Raw genomic sequence first — 16,322 nt, 5'->3', positions numbered from 1 at the left:
TCGAAGATCCGAGGAGCGTTCCACCCTTGGGGCGCCTCTCTTTCCCAACGTGGCGCAGGGAACTGAAAATAGAAACGACGTGATTTATTGATCGACTGCACCAGTAAAGGTACGCCATTGAAACAAGTTCTCGTCGCCGATGACGACGCCGCCATGCGCCACCTGCATCCTGGGGCGGTTGCGCAAGCTGACTTTCTTCTCGCTGGCTGAGGCTAATGCCGCTATTGGCACTTGATCGCATCAACGATCACCTCATGCGTCGATTGGGTGTTACCCGGCGGCAAGTATTTGAACGTGTCGAACGTGCTGCGCTCGCTAGCCTCCCGGGTGAAACTACGAATTCGCCGAATGGCGTCTGGTCCGTGTCTCGACCGATTATCACGTCGAGTTCAAAAGCTTCTTTTATTCCGTCCCCCATGCCCTCATTCGCCAGCAGGTCGATCTTAGAGCAACGGCGCGCACCATCGAGATCTTTTACCGCGGCAAGCGCATCGCCGTCCATCAGCGCCGCTATGGCGGCTGTCGTCATGGAACCGACCCAGATCACATGCCCAGTTCCCACCGGCGATACGCTGAGTGGATACCAGATCGCTTTGGGCGCTGGGGCGCATCCATCGGTCAAAGCATGCCGCGAGGATTTCTCCGTTGCATACCACCGCGTTCCCCGGCTGTTCGCCACGCTCGCGCTTGCAAGGGGTGACGGGCGATACGGCAGAATCCCCAAATCTATCGCCAAGACCGACCTGCTGATCCTCGATGACTGGGGACCGGAAAAACTCAGCGATGATCAGCGCCGCGATCTTCTCGAGATCATCGAAGACCGCTACGAGCGTCGCTCGACGATCGTCACAAGCCAGGTGCCCCTGGATCGCTGGTGGGAAATTATTTCAAACCCAACGCCGCCGATGCGATACTGGATCGCCTCGTTCACAACGCCGAGGCATCGATATCATTGGCGAAAGTATGCGCAAACAGCGTTCACCGATGGCGCTTGAAACACAGCAAAGCTTGACCTGACACAAAACCCGATCCAAACATCAAACTGAACCGCACCGGGTTTGCCGGAGGCCGTTTGGTTTAAGTTATGCAGCCATGGCTGGTTCGTCCAGCATGGCGTAGTACTGCTCCTCGGCTTCGGCTGGCGGGATGTTGCCGATGGGCTCCAGAAGCCGTCGATGGTTGAACCAATCGACCCATTCGAGGGTGGCGAATTCAACCGCTTCGAAGTTGCGCCACGGTCCTCGCCGATGAATGACCTCGGCCTTGTAGAGACCGTTGATCGTTTCGGCGAGTGCATTGTCGTAAGAGTCACCGACACTTCCGACGGACGGTTCGATGCCCGCTTCGGCCAGCCGCTCGGAATACTTGATCGACACGTATTGAACGCCTCTGTCCGAGTGGTGGATCAGGCCGTCGCCATGAACGGGACGCCGCTCATGGAGCGCCTGCTCCAGGGCATCGAGGACGAACCCGGCATGCGCCGTCCGACTCACCCGCCAGCCGACGATGCGGCGGGCGAAGGCGTCGATGACGAAGGCCACGTAGACGAAGCCTTGCCAGGTGGCGACATAGGTGAAATCCGAAACCCACAGCCTGTTCGGCGCGGGAGCCTTGAACTGGCGGTTCACCCGGTCGAGCGGGCTCGGAGCCGTCTTGTCGGAGACCGTCGTCTTGACCGGCTTGCCGCGGATGATGCCCCGAAGGCCCATCGACCTCATAAGCCGAGCAACGGTGCAGCGGGCTATATCGAAGCCCTCCCGCTTCAATTGCCGCCAGACCTTGCGCACGCCATAGACGCGGAAGTTCGCCTCGAAGACACGGCGTATCTCGATCTTCCAGGCGATGTCGCTGCGGGCGCGGACCGACAGGCGGTCCACGTCCTCACGTTTGGCAACGTTCTCGTAGTAGGTTGATAGGGCAATCGGCAGCAGTCTGCAGATCGGCTCGACCCCGAATACCGAGCGGTGTTCGTCGATGAAGGAGATCATCGCTTCAATGGGCGGTCGAGCTCCGCCATCGCGAAATAAGCGGACGCTTTGCGCAGTATCTCATTGGCCTGCCGAAGCTCGCGGTTCTCCCGCTCCAGAGCCTTCATCTTCTCGGCGACGTCGCTTGGGAGCCCGGGCCGGGAACCATCGTCCACTTCCGCCTTCTTCACCCATTCATTGAGCGTCTGCGCGGTGCAGCCGATCTTGGCGGCAATCGAGGAAACCGCTGCCCATCGCGAGGAATATTCGCCTTGGTGATCCAAAACCATCCGTACTGCTCGGGCGCGGACTTCAGGTGAAAATTTGTTTGTTGTCTTGCTCATATCGGCTCCACTTTCTCAGAAGTTGGAGCCTCCGGCAAACCCGGTGCGGTTCAAACAGACCCAGGATCAGCCCGAAAAATGGCCGGCTTCAAATCGGAATCGGTGGCCGGTTTCATCGGAATACGCACCCAATGCAACATCTGAAGATCGACCTGATCGGCTTGCTTAATGCCAACGAAGCGCATCGTCGGTCGTCTTGCAGCTTCTGCGATCGCCGCAGCATCGATGATGTCATTCTTGTTCGATTTTACATAGACTTCACTGCGCCGGGATGATGCGGACGGAATGCCCCATCGTCTGCAACTTGGCGCAAGCCATTGGGAACCCGGACGGGATTCCATTCCGACAAGCGTTCTGTTCGCTCGTTCGAAGAACTGCAGTAGCGTCTCGCGCCGGAACTATCCAGGCCGACCACGTGGAAGAGGTTCTTTCCGATATCGATGCCGAAGACGGCGCATTGGCGCAGTTGGTTGCGATCCATAATTTCAGCCCTCCTTTGCCCACCTCCGTTATGCTCTCGGGAGACAGGACGGACCATCCCATTAGCTCTAAGCCCTGCTCGTAAGCGGGAGGTGGTGAAGGGCATGTGCCGCGATTGGTCGACTCCCGGCCGGCGCCAATACAACTCAGGCGCTGGCGCGCTAATGACGTGATCAGGTTAAACCATCCGGCATCCAGCGCTCGGCTATTGCGAATGTGCGGATTGGATGTTTGCATTTGCGGCTGCAACCGTCGAGGCCTCCCTGGGTGACGCGACTTTGGGAGCCGCAAAACCACCGCGGATTGCTACATTCAACCGCACGTGATCCTTGGCCAGTTGTTGGATCGCCGCAGCGAGGCTCGCCTGAGCGCTGGACATCTGCCTTTGCGCTTCGAGAACATCGAGGAGAGAAGAGGCGCCATCCGTGTACGAGGCCATCGAAAGCTTCAGTGCTTCTTCGATCGTTTCTACTTGCCTGCGACGTGAGTTCTCTGTGTGAACGTCGCGTCGGACGGCTGTCAAAGCGTCCTCGACTTCCTGCACAGCTGTCAGGACGGTTAATTTCCAGCTTATGTAGGCTGCTGCGGCGTCGGATTTAGAAGTCTCCACGTTTGCCTGCAAACGGCCGCCGTCCAGAATTGGGAGGTCAAGGCTCGGCCCGAAGGACCATTTCAAGATACCCCCGTGACGGCCGCGCTGCTTGATATAGGAAGGGGTGATCGAGCCGGAGAGCGTTATCGCGGGGTAAAGCTGTGCTTCCGTCACGCCGATCTGTGCAGTCGCGGCGGCTAGATCCCGTTCAGCCTGGCGAATATCGAATCGATTGCAAATAAGATCGGCGGGAATGCCGGCATTGATCTTTCCGCGATAGACCGGCTGCCCTTCACTTTTCTGCAGTTGCTTGATCACTGTTTCCGACGGCAAAGCGAGGAGGGCCGCAATGTGATGCGCCGACACGCGAAAATTCAGTAGTTGCACGCTGGAGACATTCTGTGTGCTCGTGACATCTCCCCCTTTGCCGATCTCGCCGCTTGTCGTGTGTGATGCCTTGGGAAGGCCCCCGGCGCCAGCGATGGTGACGTCCGCGGCGGCGGCATTAATCTTTTCGAGCGCCTGCTGAACACTGAGGTTCTCATCCAGGCCGGAGGCAACGTACTGGTCGAGCGTACGATCTGAAAACGAATCCCACCACGCCGACACCGCAACATCGCCGGCGCTCTGTTTTGCACCCTCGGAAAACTTCTCCGGTAAAGGCGTTTCCGGCGGTGCATGGTCGGGCCCGAGCATGCAAGATGACAAAAGTAGCGGCAACACCGCAGCGGCCAGACGGAACGAATGCAATCAATCAGCCTCTATTCCAGCGAAATTCAAGTCAAACCCGTTTCTCCTGCCCGAAGGATGATGCCAGCGCGCAATTACCGACGCAGCAGATCGAGAATTCCGGCGTGACACTACAAAATCCCGTGCAGCCAAAACAACAAGTCGACACCCGCTGGCGCGAGCTGGCGTCAAATCCCTTTAGGCCTGTCGTTCGGATCAAACTGAATGATAGTGATCCAATTAGCAGTGAGTGCCGGTCGGTTCTCGTTCTCGATCTCGACCGTCACCTCGTAAGTGGTCACCAGCATGCTTGCGCCGCGAAATTGACATTCAGAGAGAACGAAGCGACCGCGCACACGGCTGCCGGTCTTAACCGGTGACATGAAACGTACCCGGTCTAAGCCGTAGTTAAGACCCATGGTCTGCTCACGGATCCTTGGCATGCCGCTAAAGTTCATCGCCGACAGAAGCGAGAGTGTCAAGAAGCCATGAGCGATAGTGCCACCAAACGGGCTTTCGACTGCCGCGCGTTCCGGGTGCACGTGGATGAATTGATGATCGCGTGTCGCGTCGGCAAAGAGATCGATTGTAGTTTGATCAACGGTGATCCATTCGGATTTGCCGAGCTCCTGGCCAATTCGCGACGGCACGTCGGCGAGCGAAAGTTCGTGCATACAACCTCACTTATTTGATGTCTGATCTAGTCGTGGATTTTGCCGGAGGCGAGTTGCGATCTAGCCAATCGTTACAATCATTCGACTGTGACTGATTTAGCGAGATTCCGCGGCTGGTCCACATCTGCCCCCATAACGACCGCCGTATGATACGCAAGAAGCTGCAGCGGCAGAGAAAAGATCATCGGCGCGATAATCTCCTCAACATCGGGTAATACGATAGTGTGCATGGTGGGAAGCTTTGACATCGAAGCTCCCGTTTCGTCGGTGATCAGAATGATGCGGCCGCCGCGGGCGGCCACTTCCTGCATGTTGGAGACAGTCTTATCGAAGAATCGGTCATGTGGCGCGATAACGATGACTGGCATATTTTCATCGATCAGTGCGATCGGACCGTGTTTTAATTCTCCTGCTGCATAACCTTCTGCATGGATATAGGAGACCTCCTTGAGCTTCAGCGCACCTTCCATAGCCAATGGGAAACTCGTGCCGCGACCGAGATAGAGCACGTCGCGGTAATTCGACAATTCCCGTGACAAGAGCTCGATCTTCGGCTTGATGTCGTTCAGCACCTGTCGCATAACGCCCGGCAACGTCGCCAAACTTTGGACGAGCACTTGTTCCTCGTCGTCCGTGATTGCGCCCCGCGCCTTGCCCGCGCCGATGGCTAGCGCAGCGAGAACAGCAAGCTGGCATGTGAATGCCTTGGTAGAAGCAACGCCGATCTCTGGCCCGGCGAGGATCGGAAAGATGGCATCTGCCTCGCGGGCAATTGTTGATTCTGGGGTATTGACGACAGCACCAATTCTCAGACCTTGTGCTTTGCAATAACGCAGCGATGCAAGCGTGTCAGCCGTCTCACCAGATTGAGAGATGAAGAGCGCTGCCGATCGCGGCGACAACGGGATTTCGCGGTAACGGAATTCAGAGGCGACATCAATTTCCACCATTAACCGTGCGTAGCGCTCGAACCAATATTTGCCAATCAGTCCGGCAAGATATGCCGTGCCGCAGGCGGAGATCGCGAGGCTCTCAACTCTGGCGAAATCGATGTCGGTTGAAGTGACTGTGACATGACTATCGTTGACATTGATGTAGTGCCCAAGAGCACCGGCGATGACCTCGGATTGCTCGTAGATTTCCTTCTCCATAAAGTGCCGGTGATTGCCCTTGCAGACCAGGTCGGCGGTAGCAACCGATCTGTGCCGCGGCCGCGTAACGACTTTGCCTTCGATATCGAAAACTTGGACACTCGCTTTGCCTATAACAGCCCAGTCGCCATCTTGCAGATAAGTGATGTCATTGGTGAACGGAGCAAGAGCGATCGCGTCGGAGCCTAGAAACATCTCACCGTCGCCATGGCCTATCACTAATGGTGGCCCATTGCGCGCCACCATAATGCTTGCGGGATCCTCCTCAAACAGAATGGCAAGCGCGAAGGCGCCCTTGACGCACTTCAGCATGGCTTGCATTGCCTCGAGACATCCCATGCCATCCCGACGGAACTTTGTCAGGAGATGCGCAATCACCTCGGTGTCCGTGTCGGTCTGGAACTTGGCCCCTACCTTCGCCAATCCGTCCTTTAGCTCGGAGAAATTTTCAATGATGCCGTTATGAACAACGGCTACGCCATCGGCAAAGTGCGGGTGTGCATTGCATTCTGTCGGTGCGCCATGGGTCGCCCATCGTGTGTGGGCGATGCCAACAGTGCCGCTCAGGGGTTCTTTTTTCAATCTCGTTTTAAGGTTCCCGAGCTTGCCTTTTGCGCGGCGTCGGCGCAATTCTCCCTCGAATATCGTAGCAATGCCTGATGAATCATATCCGCGGTATTCCAGCCGCTCCAAGGCTGCTACCAGCCGCTCCGACACGGGCTTATGTCCCACTATGCCAACAATCCCACACATGCTCGTCACCCGTGTCCAAGAGCCCCCGACCGGTAGTCAGGAAGGCGGACGCCGCTCGGCGCGTGTCCTCCAGCGCGTGCTAATAAATCTAAACAGATTAGTAAAATTGATTGTTGCGATAGCTATCATCCACAATATGAATGCGGCGCACTCAGTAGGATCGATTGACGCTGTACGCAGCCAATGATGCCTTCTCCACAGTGTCGACTGATAAGCTACGCCCGGGTGTTGGGCGCCTACCTCTGAAGATGTTCCTGGCAACAGCGATTGGTACTTGCCGGCGACATAACGCCAGCGGATGTCTATTCGAAACGAGCAATTGTCATTCATCGAGCGCACGGACTGCAAAAGCAATTCGTGCTTCCGCAGGTGAAGCGGTCTGTATCTGCGGGTTGAGCCCGAAACGCAATTGACCTCTTTGCACGCGGCCGTTCGTACCTCATAAATCGGAAGAGAACCAGCATCTCCTTGAAAACACCAGTCGATCTAGATTCTACAGGTTGGTTTCGGGCACCGATGGGAAGGAGGCTTTGGCATGGGACGAACGAAGGCTATCTTCGGGCGGTCTCCCAGGAAAAGGTCACATGGCCGCGTGTGTCGGCAGTAGATGGTGCCTCGAGTTTTCGACAGGACAGCCGGATCCTGACGCTGGAACCCGGCGGTTCGGTGCGATGTGCAGCCGGTCGTATCAAACGCGATCAGTAATCACATAGCACGACTGCCCGACCGCATTTGCAAAGAGAACTGCGTCAGAGTGCCGATGGTCGCACGGGCCATGGCGACCCAAAATCTTCGTTCGCACAAGCAACGAGACTACCTCTTACCACCAGATTTTCGCCCGACGCCTACTTTTATGATGGCGGCAGGCGTCCACCGACTCTGACCCGAGCAGGATTTCCCATGGCCGTGCATCCTGCAGGGACATCTCGCGTGACCACGCTACCAGCGCCAATGACAGCGTGATCGCCGATCGTCACGCCCGGGAGAATGATCGCTCCACCGCCAATCCAGGCGTTTCTGCCGATGCTGACAGGTCGTCCCAACTGCAGTCCGGCCTGGCGCTGCTCGGGATCATGTGGATGGTCCGCGGTATAAATCTGCACAGCAGGCCCGATTGCGGTTCCGTCACCGATAGTCACCGTTGCCACGTCAAGAATGACGCAGTTGAAATTGATGTAAACCCAAGCTCCGATCCGAATGTTGAACCCGTAGTCGCAGTGAAACGGAGGGCGAATAGCCGCTCCAAGCCCCACCGTTCCCAATCGTTCCGACAGAAGCGCATGCCACCGCTCGGCGGGGTCGCCCAGCGTGTCATTGTACCGTTTCAGCCAAGCCCCGGTGAGGAGCAGCTCGGCTTGGATCTCAGGATCCGCTGCGTTATACATCTCGCCTGCGAGCATCTTTTCTTTTTGGCTGCGTGTCATCGTCTCTTCTCAGATCTTGTTCGAGGAGTGGTCGGTCATTGCGCTCAAATTCACCTGGTTGCCGGCAGAGCGCACAGAGGAGTTAACAGCAATCTTTCGCCTTTTCGCGGCTGGTTCGAAAGTCATCTGCTCAAGCGCGGCAAATCCTGCAGATAGGCAGACCGGGAGCGACCTTCGCATTCACCGGCTGGGGAGGGCACAATAAGATGTGTCTATTTAGCTTGGCAGATTCCGAACACAGCGGCAAGCGCATAGGCAGACCAGGGCTGACTAAGAGACCTTCATTAGGACTTTTACTCAAATCACTGCCCAGCTTCCCGAAGGGTTTATTTTATCCCAGCTCTATGGCCCGTCCGCCTTGCTCGATGCCGGCGGGAATGCAAATCGTCAGCGTTTTGGCGGGGCGCGGCATGACGAAGGGTGGTTCACCGACGGAGGCCGCTATCGCAGCCGCCGTCAATAGAATCCTCGGAACCTGAAAAATTACCGCACGCTGGCCAGTGCCTATGAACTGCTCATCTATAGTTTCTTTCACCCACCGATTGCTTCTTAGCGTGCAGAATTGGGTCGCCAGGGTGATAAGCGCGCGACAGCGGGCGAAGGCGGATATTCCACTTTCCGCCTCACCTTCGCGCAAGATCGGACGAGAACTGTTGGATGTGGAAAATTCACCCCTTACTGGCAGGCGGTCAGGCCCCCCGGATTTCGAATGGCAGCAAAACCGACGCCATCGATCGTGTTGTCGTCGCGGGCAATGAAGCAGTAATTGTCATCGGCGGGGGGAGCGGCGACGATGCAGGAGTTGGCCCCACCCGGTATGACAAAGGTGTCGGCTCCGACGATCGCAAAGACGGAGGCCGTTCCGTTCGGATGGGGCACCGGCTGCTTGGTGAAGAGGATCGCGTCGTTCGGCGGTGCGACCGCAATGGGCTGGTAGTTCCGGCAATCGGACGAAAAAACGAGTTGTGCGGCGGCAGGCAGCGCTGTTGCGAGGATAGAGACGATGGAAATGGCAAGCCCGGCAGCAATTCTATTGCGACGCGCTGTTTGGCCAGCGAATTTCGACGTGATACGTAACATTGCTATATTCCTTTCGTTTCAAGGGTTGGCTTGTTCAAGCGTCAGTGATGATCCGGATCTTTGGGTCTATGGTCCTCCTGTCGCCGAAAAGGTTCCGTCGGCTTTGTAAGTCACGGTGTAGGTCGCGTAACCGGTCGTGAAATCGCAGCATGCCGAGTTGCTCTCGTCATAAGTCACGGTGCTTCCGACCGGCTGGTAGCCCATCTTCACGAAAAAGATTTGCTTAGGTATGCAGTTCATGACGGCGTTGGGGACAGGAGCGACGAAGCTCGAGAGTATGATCGCTTGATTGTCGTTCAGTGCAACGACGCCACAATAGAGTTCGGGACGCGGCAACGGCGTGTAGCAAGGCACGTTTATGCCAAACCCTCCGATCGCAACTCCGGCTTGATTGGCTGGCGCGGAAAGTCCAAGCGGATCGAGCGTCAAGGTCGTGCAATTGTCCGGCGAACCGTCGACCGTGGTGAGCGTAACCGGTCGGAACGCCGAGCTGCTGCCGACCACGGATAGCGTGGCGGCATTGAGCGAGAGAAGCGCGATAAGCTGCGAGGGCGACGCGGTCTGCTTGGTGCTGAGGGCACCTGCATAGACCTGACTGTCCAAACCGAAATTGATCTGCGCTCCCGAACTTGCGTAATTGCCGATGCTTTGGCAGCCGAGACTGCCGCTGAGGATGGGACCATGGCTCGGCAGCAACGGAAATGCCGCCTGCTTCTGGAAAACATAGAAATATTGCGTCGTCTGCGAGAAGTTCCGAACGATGATCTGGTAGGACGAACTGGTCATGGCGCGTGACAATCCCCTCTGAGATCAAGCCTGTCCGTCGCCCGGCGGGCGGCGGCAACGCGCGGATGGTGCGCATGCAGGTGAAGAGGGGACGGTTCTTCACCTGCATGGCTGCCAAGGTTTACTGGAGCTGCGTCGTCCAGGTGCCGTCAGATTTCAGGCTGACGTTGCAGACGGAATAGCCGCCGGTGAAGTCGGAAAGCGCCGCGTTCACGCTCGACTGCGTGAAGTTCATCACAACACCTGGCGTGTAGGCGCCGGTCTGGACATAATATTTCAGGATCGGCTGGCAATCGGTATTGCTGGCCGGGTTTGCCTGCACGAAGTTGGAGAGCACGATGCCGCCATTGACGGCAACCGCTGAGCCGACATTGAAGTAGGGCGGCGAGTTGAAAACCGGCGTGGTGATGCGGAATGCGCCAGGCTGTACACCTTCCCCGTAGATTGGCGAGGATAGTCCGAGCGGATTGACCGTTGCAGTCGTCCAGTCGTTCGGTTTACCGCTGCCACCCGAACTCGGAGCAAGATCAATGGCGCGGCTGGCTGACGAGTAGCCAGATGATGCGCCAATTTGCGGCGGTGTATTTGCCTGCTGGATGCCGGCATAGTATTGCAGGTTGACCTGGAAGGTCAGGATCGCGCCGGTGTTGTCGTAGTTGCCGAGCGATTGCGAGAAAAGGCTGTTCGAATAGACTTGCCCGCCGCCGGTATAAATTGCCGGTTGCTGGAAGAAGTAGAAGTTTTGCGTCTGGGATTCGTAGTTTTTCACGTTGATGGTCAACATTGTTGACATGTCGGCAACCCTTCTGCGTTGATTGTGAAAACAAGGGTCTTCGCGTCGGCGAGGGCAGGGTGGGCTAGCCTTCCTGCCGGTCCCGTCAATGAAACCCTAATTAGAAAGATCGTTGATGCTGCTCATTTAAGCAACCTAAAGCTGTTGAGAGCAAGTTAAAAAACCGTTCAGAATTGTGCTTAGCGTAAGGCGTGTTCCGGAGGGATGGATTCGAGCAGCCCAATAAGATTGGACTGAGCCGCCGCAGATCGGCCGCGTAGCGCCATTACCCACAGCAATTCCGTGGCGGAGATCGCGCTGTTCCTATGCCCGTCCATGGTCCCTCGCCCCAAGAGCAGCCAATCGAGGGAAACATCCAGCAGGCGCGCGAGAGCGCAGGCGCTTTCCAGGGACGTATGGCCGCCATTTTGCCAGCGCGAGACGGCCGCGACTGATACATTCAGTTCGGCTGCAAGAGCGTGTACTTTCCGGAACTTGCCCCGAGATATCGCTTCTCGAATGCGTTTGCCGCGGGCTGGATCGTAGGTCACGAACGATTCTTCCTTGGTTGCGTTGAAGTGGCAGCCACAGCGAGCTTGAGATCGATCAAGCTTCGGAAATGCCTGTGAAAATGAAAGGTAAGTCGAAGCGCCGGTCAATCTGGTGAAATATCCAGATTGCTCGAGGTCGGCCCCTGTTGTGAAACATCGACGATCAGGAGGAACGGATATGTTGCGGATATTCACCAAAGACATGCTCGAGACCGATCGACGTGCATTCGATGCAATGTTTCGGGCTCGCGCCGTCGTTTTTCGCGATCGGCTGGGATGGCAGGTCGATGTCCGGGATCAATGGGAGAGGGACCGATATGATGAGGTCGAAGATCCCGTATATCTCGTCACTCAACGACCTTCGGGCACACTGACAGGTTCGCTACGCCTGCTGCCGACCACTGGCGCTACGATGCTCAAAAGCGAGTTTCGGCATTTCTTCGATCAGCCTATCGACGTCGACAGCCCGACGACCTGGGAATGTACTCGCTTTTGCGTTCACCCATCTGCCGGACACATCGCGCAATCGCGCGCAGTCGCCACCGAACTGCTCTCAGGGCTTTGCGATCTTGCCCTCGGCGCCGGTATCGAAAACATCGTCGGCGTCTATGATGGGGCGATGGTCGGGGTGTATCGCAGGCTCGGCTGGAGGCCGACGCCGCTTGCCCGATCACTGCCCGAGATCGGCAAACTGTATGTCGGCCTGTGGGACGTGACTGCAGATAACTGTCGGACACTTCGCACCAACCTAGCCCGACTTCTCAATGAAACCTCTTCCTGTCCTGGCAGAGCCCTTGTCGATGGTGGCATGCGGTAAGGCCAGTCGCCGTCCCGCCGCCCACAGTGTCGTCAGTTCCTTAACCTGTTCTTCACATCGCGCCATGGTTGCCATAAAATGCTCTTTTCTCGCTAACCGCGAAATGTTACGATTACCCCAGTCAGGAAAACACACAACCGCGAGTCCATCTCATGCTGAGCAGTTCTCGTTTTTTCTACAGTTTGGACCGGATCTCCGCATCGCCGACGTTGGAAGATCTGGAAACGACGCTGGACGAAGTCCGCCACATCTATGCGATATCGCACATGGTTCTGCATGTGACCCGCTCCTCGGGCGCAGCGGCCAACAATCCATTGCTGATGCTGACCTACCCGCCCGAGTGGGTGAAGCAATATCTTGCCCGGGATTACTTCAGCATCGATCCCGTCGTGCGGCTCGGACAGCGCGGCTTTCTGCCCGTGGAATGGTCCGCGTCAAAATGGGATTCAGGGCGGGCTCACGGCTTCTTTAAGGAGGCGATGGCCTTCGGTATCGGGCAGCAAGGCGTGACACTGCCGGTGCGTGGGCCTCACGGGGAGCGATCGCTGTTTACGATCACCTCCAATCAGCCCGCCTCCTACTGGCGTCGGTTCCGCATGGACAGCATGCGCGACCTCCAGTTTCTCGCCCACCATCTCCACGACAGGGCCATGGTTCTGTCGGGCCTGAGAAAAACTGCGGATTTTCCGCAATTGTCGCGCCGCGAACTGCAATGTCTCGGTAATCCTCCCCGTTTTAACGGGGTTTGACTGTAGAATTTACGCGGCCATTTTCAGTTTCTGAGCGGGTGTGACGCCGCCAATGCCCATGTTGGGCCGTTCATGGTTATATGTCCAAAGCCACTCTGTGGCGATCTCCTGCACCTCCGTTATGCTGTCAAAAATATACAGATCAAGCCATTCATGCCGAACGGTTCGATTGTAGCGCTCGACATAGGCGTTCTGTTGCGGTTTGCCTGGCTGAATGTAATTCAGGGCAATTCCCCGTGTTTCAGCCCATTCCATGAGCGTGCCGCTGACGTATTCCGGGCCGTTATCAACCCTGATCGCCAGCGGCTTGCCCCGCCATTCGATGATCTGGTTGAGACTGCGCACGACCCTTTCGGCGGGTAGCGAGAAGTCGACTTCAATGCCCAAGCCCTCGCGGTTGAAGTCGTCCAACACGTTCAGAAGCCTGAACTGGCGACCGTCTGCGAGACGGTCGGCCATGAAATCCATCGACCAGACCATATTCGGCGCAGCCGGAACTGCCAATTCATCCGGCTTCTCGCGCTTCAGCCGCCGGCGAGGCTTGATCCGCAGATTCAGCTCAAGCTCCCGGTAGATGCGGTAGACCCGCTTGTGGTTCCAGCGATACCCCTGAACATTGCGCAGGTGCAGGAAGCAGAGGCCAAAACCCCACGTCTTCTTTATCTTCACAAGCCCAAGCAACAGATCGGCAATCTGCTCGTTGTCGACATTGCGTTGTGGGCTATACCGGTAACAGGTTTCGCTGACGCCAAACGTCCGGCACGCCAGCGCGATACTCACACCGCGTTTCGCCACTGCTTTCTCGGCCAGCTCCCGGCGCTGAGATGGCCGCGTCATTTTTTTCCAAGAGCCTCCTTCAACAGATCGGCTTGCATGCTCAAATCCGCATACATCCGCTTCAGGCGGCGGTTCTCTTCTTCCAGCGCCTTCATCTGGCTCACCATGGAGGCGTCCATCCCGCCATACTTCGCACGCCACTTGTAAAACGACGCGGTGCTGATGCCATGTTCGCGGCACAGGTCAGGAACAGGCATCCCACCCTCCGCCTGGCGTAACACCGACATGATCTGGGCTTCGCTAAATCGGCTCTTCTTCATCAAAATCTCCTCGAGCATCTTGCCGAGAAAATTCTACTTTTGAACCCCTTTAATGCCCGGGAGGATTACCTCTCGATATGACGGCCAGCGGCCTAATGGCAAAGCAGATCTGCGCCCGCTTGTCCATTTCGGTAAGTGCTGTGCAGCTCTATCTTGCGTCGGCACGCCGAAAGCTGACCGTCGCCACGACCAGTGAAGCTGTCGCCAAAGCCACGGCGCTCGAATTGATATCAGCGTGGTGATCGCTTTCTCCGATGACCACGAAGGCCGCAAAGTCACCGAAGGTTCATCAATGCCAACAAGCAGCGGTGCCGAGCCCACTTCGTCAGACGTGTGTGCTCGCTGATGCCGGAAAGAGCGGGCGACGGGCTGCATCCCTCTCATCCCACAGCCTTTGCCCCGAGACGGCGGAGTAGCATGGTGTGCGCGGAGGAAAATTTCAGATGCGAGAGTATCCGAGGAATTAGAGCGAGACTATTTGACAGGATTGCGGTGCCTGCTTCAAGCATGTGCCGCTGGCCATACAAGGGTTAGTCGTGACGATCTTCACTTCATTGCACCTGCTTGAACGCAAGGACAGCATTCATGCCGCCCATGGCGAAGGCGTTGCTCATGGCCACGCCCACCCTGCGCTCCCGGGGCACATTTGGCGTGACGTCCAGATCACAATCGGGGTCTGGTTCGCGATAGTTGGCCGTGGGCGGCACGACACCTTCTTGGATCGCCATCACGCAGGCTATCATCTCGAGCGCACTTGCTGCCCCGAGGCAGTGCGCGTGAGTGGATTTGGTGGAAGAGATGGACATCGATCGAGCATGGTCACCAAAGACGCGCTTAATCGCCGTCGTTTCGATCTGATCGTTGGCCTTGGTGCCGGTGCCATGGGCGTTGAGGTAGTCTACATCCTCGGCATTTAAACCCGCATCAACAAGGCAGGCGCGCATCGCCGCCTCCGGCCCATGCACAGCTGGTGCAGCTATGTGGTAGGCATCGGCGGAAAGGCCGATGCCGGCGACCTCGGCAAGCATCGTTGCACCGCGGGCGGCGGCATGCTCATAGCTTTCCAGCACGGCCATGCCCGCACCTTCGCCCAAAACTAGTCCTTTCCTGTCGCCCGAGAATGGCCGGCAAGTATCTGGAGCGAGTACGCGCATTGCTTCCCATGCCTTAAGCACGATCCACACGAGTGGCGCGTCGCTTCCTCCAGCTAGCATAACGTCCGCCCTACCGAGCTTGATCTGATCTACCGCTGAAGCGATCGCATGGTTGGCCGAGGCGCAGGCAGAGGTGGCACCGAAGACTGGCCCCCGCAGCCCGAGGTTCATGCTTACCTGACAGGCAGCCGCGCTAGGCATTGCCTTTACCCCAGTGAATAGCTCAGTGCGGGTCGCGCCGCCCAATAGGAGGGTGCGGTAGGCCTTCTCGGTAGCGTCCCAGCCGCCAAAGCCAACGCCCACTGTCGCGCCGAAACGGTGGGCAATTCCTTCATCGCACGAAAGGCCGGCCTGTAGCATGGCTTCTTTAGCTGCAAGCACGGCAAGCAGGCTGAAGCGGTCCATGGAGATGAGCTGCTTGCGATCAATGTCGTGTTGAGGCAGCACCTTGATCTCGGTCCCGATCATCCCCTTCAGCTCATGAATCTCTGAGTTTGAGATCGGGCCGATGGCGGAGCGGCCTTCGCGCATCTCCGTCCAGATAGAGGAAGCATCGGTGCCCAGTCCGCACAGTCCGCCCAATCCGGTGATAACGACGCGCCTGTCCATTCAGACCTCCTTGGTGAGCAAGCCACGGACGGCTTCCACCACGTCGCCGATATTGTTGAGGTTCGACCAGGCATCGGCCGTATTCATCTCGATCTTAATGCCGTAGAGTTGCTCCAGATCCCAAAGGACATCGGCCAAACCCAGCGAATCGATGCCAAGCGAAGTCAACTCAGTGTCAGTCGTTATTTCGCCGAGCGCTACGGTCGTTCTCTCGCCGTTTTCAGCTTTGACGAGCTTATTGATCGCACTGATAATTTCCAGTGTGAGTTGATCAGCCATTTGTATTCCTTTCCATCATGCCTAATTTCGACAAGCCGACGGCCTTGCGAGAAGGCTCGATCTAATTGCTGATAACATCGGAAGATGTTCCGGCTCGTTATGCGAAACGACGACAGAAACCGATAAACTTACCGGAACGTCACCGCGCGGTTGCCCTGCTATGGATCATATGGCATCATTGGTAAAATTGATTGTGTGGATCAAAAGCATCCACACTATGGATTGTGGCTCGACATATTGCCGCGGCTAACTTCTCGCACCGGCGCCGTTGCAAATCCTCAAGAACAAGATTTGTTGCGGGATCGAAAGTAGAG

General features: G+C 57.0%; 14 protein-coding genes, 4 pseudogenes and 1 other annotated feature. Of the genes and pseudogenes, 5 read left to right on the top strand and 13 right to left on the bottom strand.

The annotated features are described in order from the left end of the window. Positions 1-355: 355 nt before the first annotated feature. Together J2J99_RS34815 and J2J99_RS30220 are read left to right on the top strand one after the other, a co-directional pair. Positions 356-700, top strand: a complete 345-nt coding sequence (locus J2J99_RS34815; RefSeq protein WP_373289166.1) for a Mu transposase domain-containing protein — start codon at positions 356-358, stop codon at positions 698-700. Continuing rightward, positions 621-1,017 (top strand): annotated as a pseudogene (locus J2J99_RS30220) (ATP-binding protein); the annotation flags it as partial. The gene J2J99_RS34815 and the pseudogene J2J99_RS30220, both read left to right, overlap by 80 nt. 65 nt (positions 1,018-1,082) lie before the next feature. Here J2J99_RS30220 and J2J99_RS30215 read toward each other — a convergent pair. From J2J99_RS30215 to J2J99_RS30170, 10 genes and pseudogenes are all read right to left on the bottom strand, one after another. Further along, positions 1,083-2,311, bottom strand: a protein-coding gene (locus tag J2J99_RS30215) for an IS3 family transposase (protein ID WP_097596472.1) whose coding sequence is annotated in 2 segments (ribosomal slippage) — positions 1,083-2,017 and positions 2,017-2,311 — 1,230 coding nt in all. Because the reading frame shifts where the segments join, the coding sequence is not laid out codon by codon here. Beyond that, positions 1,914-2,030, bottom strand: a sequence feature (AL1L pseudoknot). Its footprint overlaps the gene before it by 117 nt. A 122-nt stretch (positions 2,312-2,433) precedes the next feature. Further along, positions 2,434-2,792 (bottom strand): annotated as a pseudogene (locus tag J2J99_RS34810) (IS110 family transposase); the annotation flags it as partial. A 204-nt stretch (positions 2,793-2,996) separates the two neighbouring features. Next, positions 2,997-4,133 carry a TolC family protein gene (locus J2J99_RS30205; protein WP_168301789.1) on the bottom strand — a complete coding sequence of 379 codons (1,137 nt, stop codon included), beginning with the start codon at positions 4,131-4,133 and terminating at the stop codon, positions 2,997-2,999. A gap of 167 nt (positions 4,134-4,300) precedes the next feature. Next, positions 4,301-4,786: a MaoC family dehydratase gene (locus J2J99_RS30200; RefSeq protein WP_168301788.1), complete on the bottom strand. Its 486-nt coding sequence runs from the start codon at positions 4,784-4,786 to the stop codon at positions 4,301-4,303. Between the two features lie 77 nt (positions 4,787-4,863). Then, positions 4,864-6,690 carry a glutamine--fructose-6-phosphate transaminase (isomerizing) gene (glmS, locus tag J2J99_RS30195; protein WP_168301787.1) on the bottom strand — a complete coding sequence of 609 codons (1,827 nt, stop codon included), beginning with the start codon at positions 6,688-6,690 and terminating at the stop codon, positions 4,864-4,866. 851 nt (positions 6,691-7,541) lie between these two features. Next, positions 7,542-8,114: a nodulation O-acetyltransferase NodL gene (nodL, locus tag J2J99_RS30190; RefSeq protein WP_168301786.1), complete on the bottom strand. Its 573-nt coding sequence runs from the start codon at positions 8,112-8,114 to the stop codon at positions 7,542-7,544. Positions 8,115-8,789: 675 nt separating this feature from the next. Continuing rightward, entirely contained in the window at positions 8,790-9,194 is a 405-nt protein-coding gene (locus J2J99_RS30185) for a hypothetical protein (protein ID WP_168301783.1), read from the bottom strand. Between the two features lie 66 nt (positions 9,195-9,260). Next, entirely contained in the window at positions 9,261-9,980 is a 720-nt protein-coding gene (locus J2J99_RS30180; RefSeq protein WP_168301802.1) for a hypothetical protein, read from the bottom strand. A 121-nt stretch (positions 9,981-10,101) separates the two neighbouring features. Beyond that, on the bottom strand, positions 10,102-10,773 hold the full coding sequence (locus J2J99_RS30175; RefSeq protein WP_064649264.1) for a hypothetical protein: 672 nt from the start codon (positions 10,771-10,773) through the stop codon (positions 10,102-10,104). 179 nt (positions 10,774-10,952) lie between these two features. Then, positions 10,953-11,303, bottom strand: coding sequence for a helix-turn-helix domain-containing protein (locus J2J99_RS30170; RefSeq protein WP_131702677.1), 351 nt, complete (start codon positions 11,301-11,303; stop codon positions 10,953-10,955). Positions 11,304-11,481: 178 nt separating this feature from the next. On the opposite strand from J2J99_RS30170, the gene J2J99_RS30165 reads away from it, so the two are divergent. Further along, positions 11,482-12,120 (top strand): acyl-homoserine-lactone synthase, encoded by a 639-nt coding sequence (locus J2J99_RS30165; protein ID WP_168301785.1) that lies wholly within the window; start codon positions 11,482-11,484, stop codon positions 12,118-12,120. A gap of 152 nt (positions 12,121-12,272) precedes the next feature. Next, positions 12,273-12,839 (top strand): annotated as a pseudogene (locus J2J99_RS30160) (autoinducer binding domain-containing protein); the annotation flags it as partial. A 39-nt stretch (positions 12,840-12,878) separates the two neighbouring features. Here J2J99_RS30160 and J2J99_RS30155 read toward each other — a convergent pair. After that, a protein-coding gene (locus tag J2J99_RS30155; protein ID WP_168302474.1) for an IS3 family transposase occupies positions 12,879-13,966 on the bottom strand; the annotation gives its coding sequence in 2 pieces (ribosomal slippage) (positions 12,879-13,705 and positions 13,705-13,966; 1,089 coding nt in all). A 71-nt stretch (positions 13,967-14,037) separates the two neighbouring features. Here J2J99_RS30155 and J2J99_RS30150 point away from each other — a divergent pair. Beyond that, positions 14,038-14,208, top strand: a pseudogene (locus tag J2J99_RS30150) (LuxR C-terminal-related transcriptional regulator); the annotation flags it as partial. 309 nt (positions 14,209-14,517) lie between these two features. Here the strand turns inward: J2J99_RS30150 and J2J99_RS30145 are convergent. Together J2J99_RS30145 and J2J99_RS30140 are read right to left on the bottom strand one after the other, a co-directional pair. Next, positions 14,518-15,729, bottom strand: a complete 1,212-nt coding sequence (locus tag J2J99_RS30145; protein ID WP_207601001.1) for a beta-ketoacyl-[acyl-carrier-protein] synthase family protein — start codon at positions 15,727-15,729, stop codon at positions 14,518-14,520. Beyond that, positions 15,730-16,008, bottom strand: a complete 279-nt coding sequence (locus J2J99_RS30140; RefSeq protein WP_168260025.1) for an acyl carrier protein — start codon at positions 16,006-16,008, stop codon at positions 15,730-15,732. Positions 16,009-16,322 lie beyond the last annotated feature (314 nt).

The organism is Rhizobium binae, assembly GCF_017357225.1.
In the GTDB taxonomy this organism is placed as follows: Bacteria; Pseudomonadota; Alphaproteobacteria; order Rhizobiales; family Rhizobiaceae; genus Rhizobium; species Rhizobium binae.
The sequence above is the reverse complement of the archived record's forward strand: the minus strand, read 5'-3'. Positions and strand labels throughout refer to the sequence as shown.

What these genes read in the sequence shown, in the direction of transcription:
- J2J99_RS30180 (WP_168301802.1), bottom strand. Translation starts at nt 9,980, where the DNA reads ATGACCAGTTCGTCCTACCAGATCATCGTTCGGAACTTCTCGCAGACG.
- J2J99_RS30165 (WP_168301785.1), top strand. Translation starts at nt 11,482, where the DNA reads ATGTTGCGGATATTCACCAAAGACATGCTCGAGACCGATCGACGTGCA.
- J2J99_RS30140 (WP_168260025.1), bottom strand. Translation starts at nt 16,008, where the DNA reads ATGGCTGATCAACTCACACTGGAAATTATCAGTGCGATCAATAAGCTC.
- nodL (WP_168301786.1), bottom strand. Translation starts at nt 8,114, where the DNA reads ATGACACGCAGCCAAAAAGAAAAGATGCTCGCAGGCGAGATGTATAAC.
- J2J99_RS30200 (WP_168301788.1), bottom strand. Translation starts at nt 4,786, where the DNA reads ATGCACGAACTTTCGCTCGCCGACGTGCCGTCGCGAATTGGCCAGGAG.
- glmS (WP_168301787.1), bottom strand. Translation starts at nt 6,690, where the DNA reads ATGTGTGGGATTGTTGGCATAGTGGGACATAAGCCCGTGTCGGAGCGG.
- J2J99_RS30185 (WP_168301783.1), bottom strand. Translation starts at nt 9,194, where the DNA reads ATGTTACGTATCACGTCGAAATTCGCTGGCCAAACAGCGCGTCGCAAT.
- J2J99_RS30145 (WP_207601001.1), bottom strand. Translation starts at nt 15,729, where the DNA reads ATGGACAGGCGCGTCGTTATCACCGGATTGGGCGGACTGTGCGGACTG.
- J2J99_RS30175 (WP_064649264.1), bottom strand. Translation starts at nt 10,773, where the DNA reads ATGTCAACAATGTTGACCATCAACGTGAAAAACTACGAATCCCAGACG.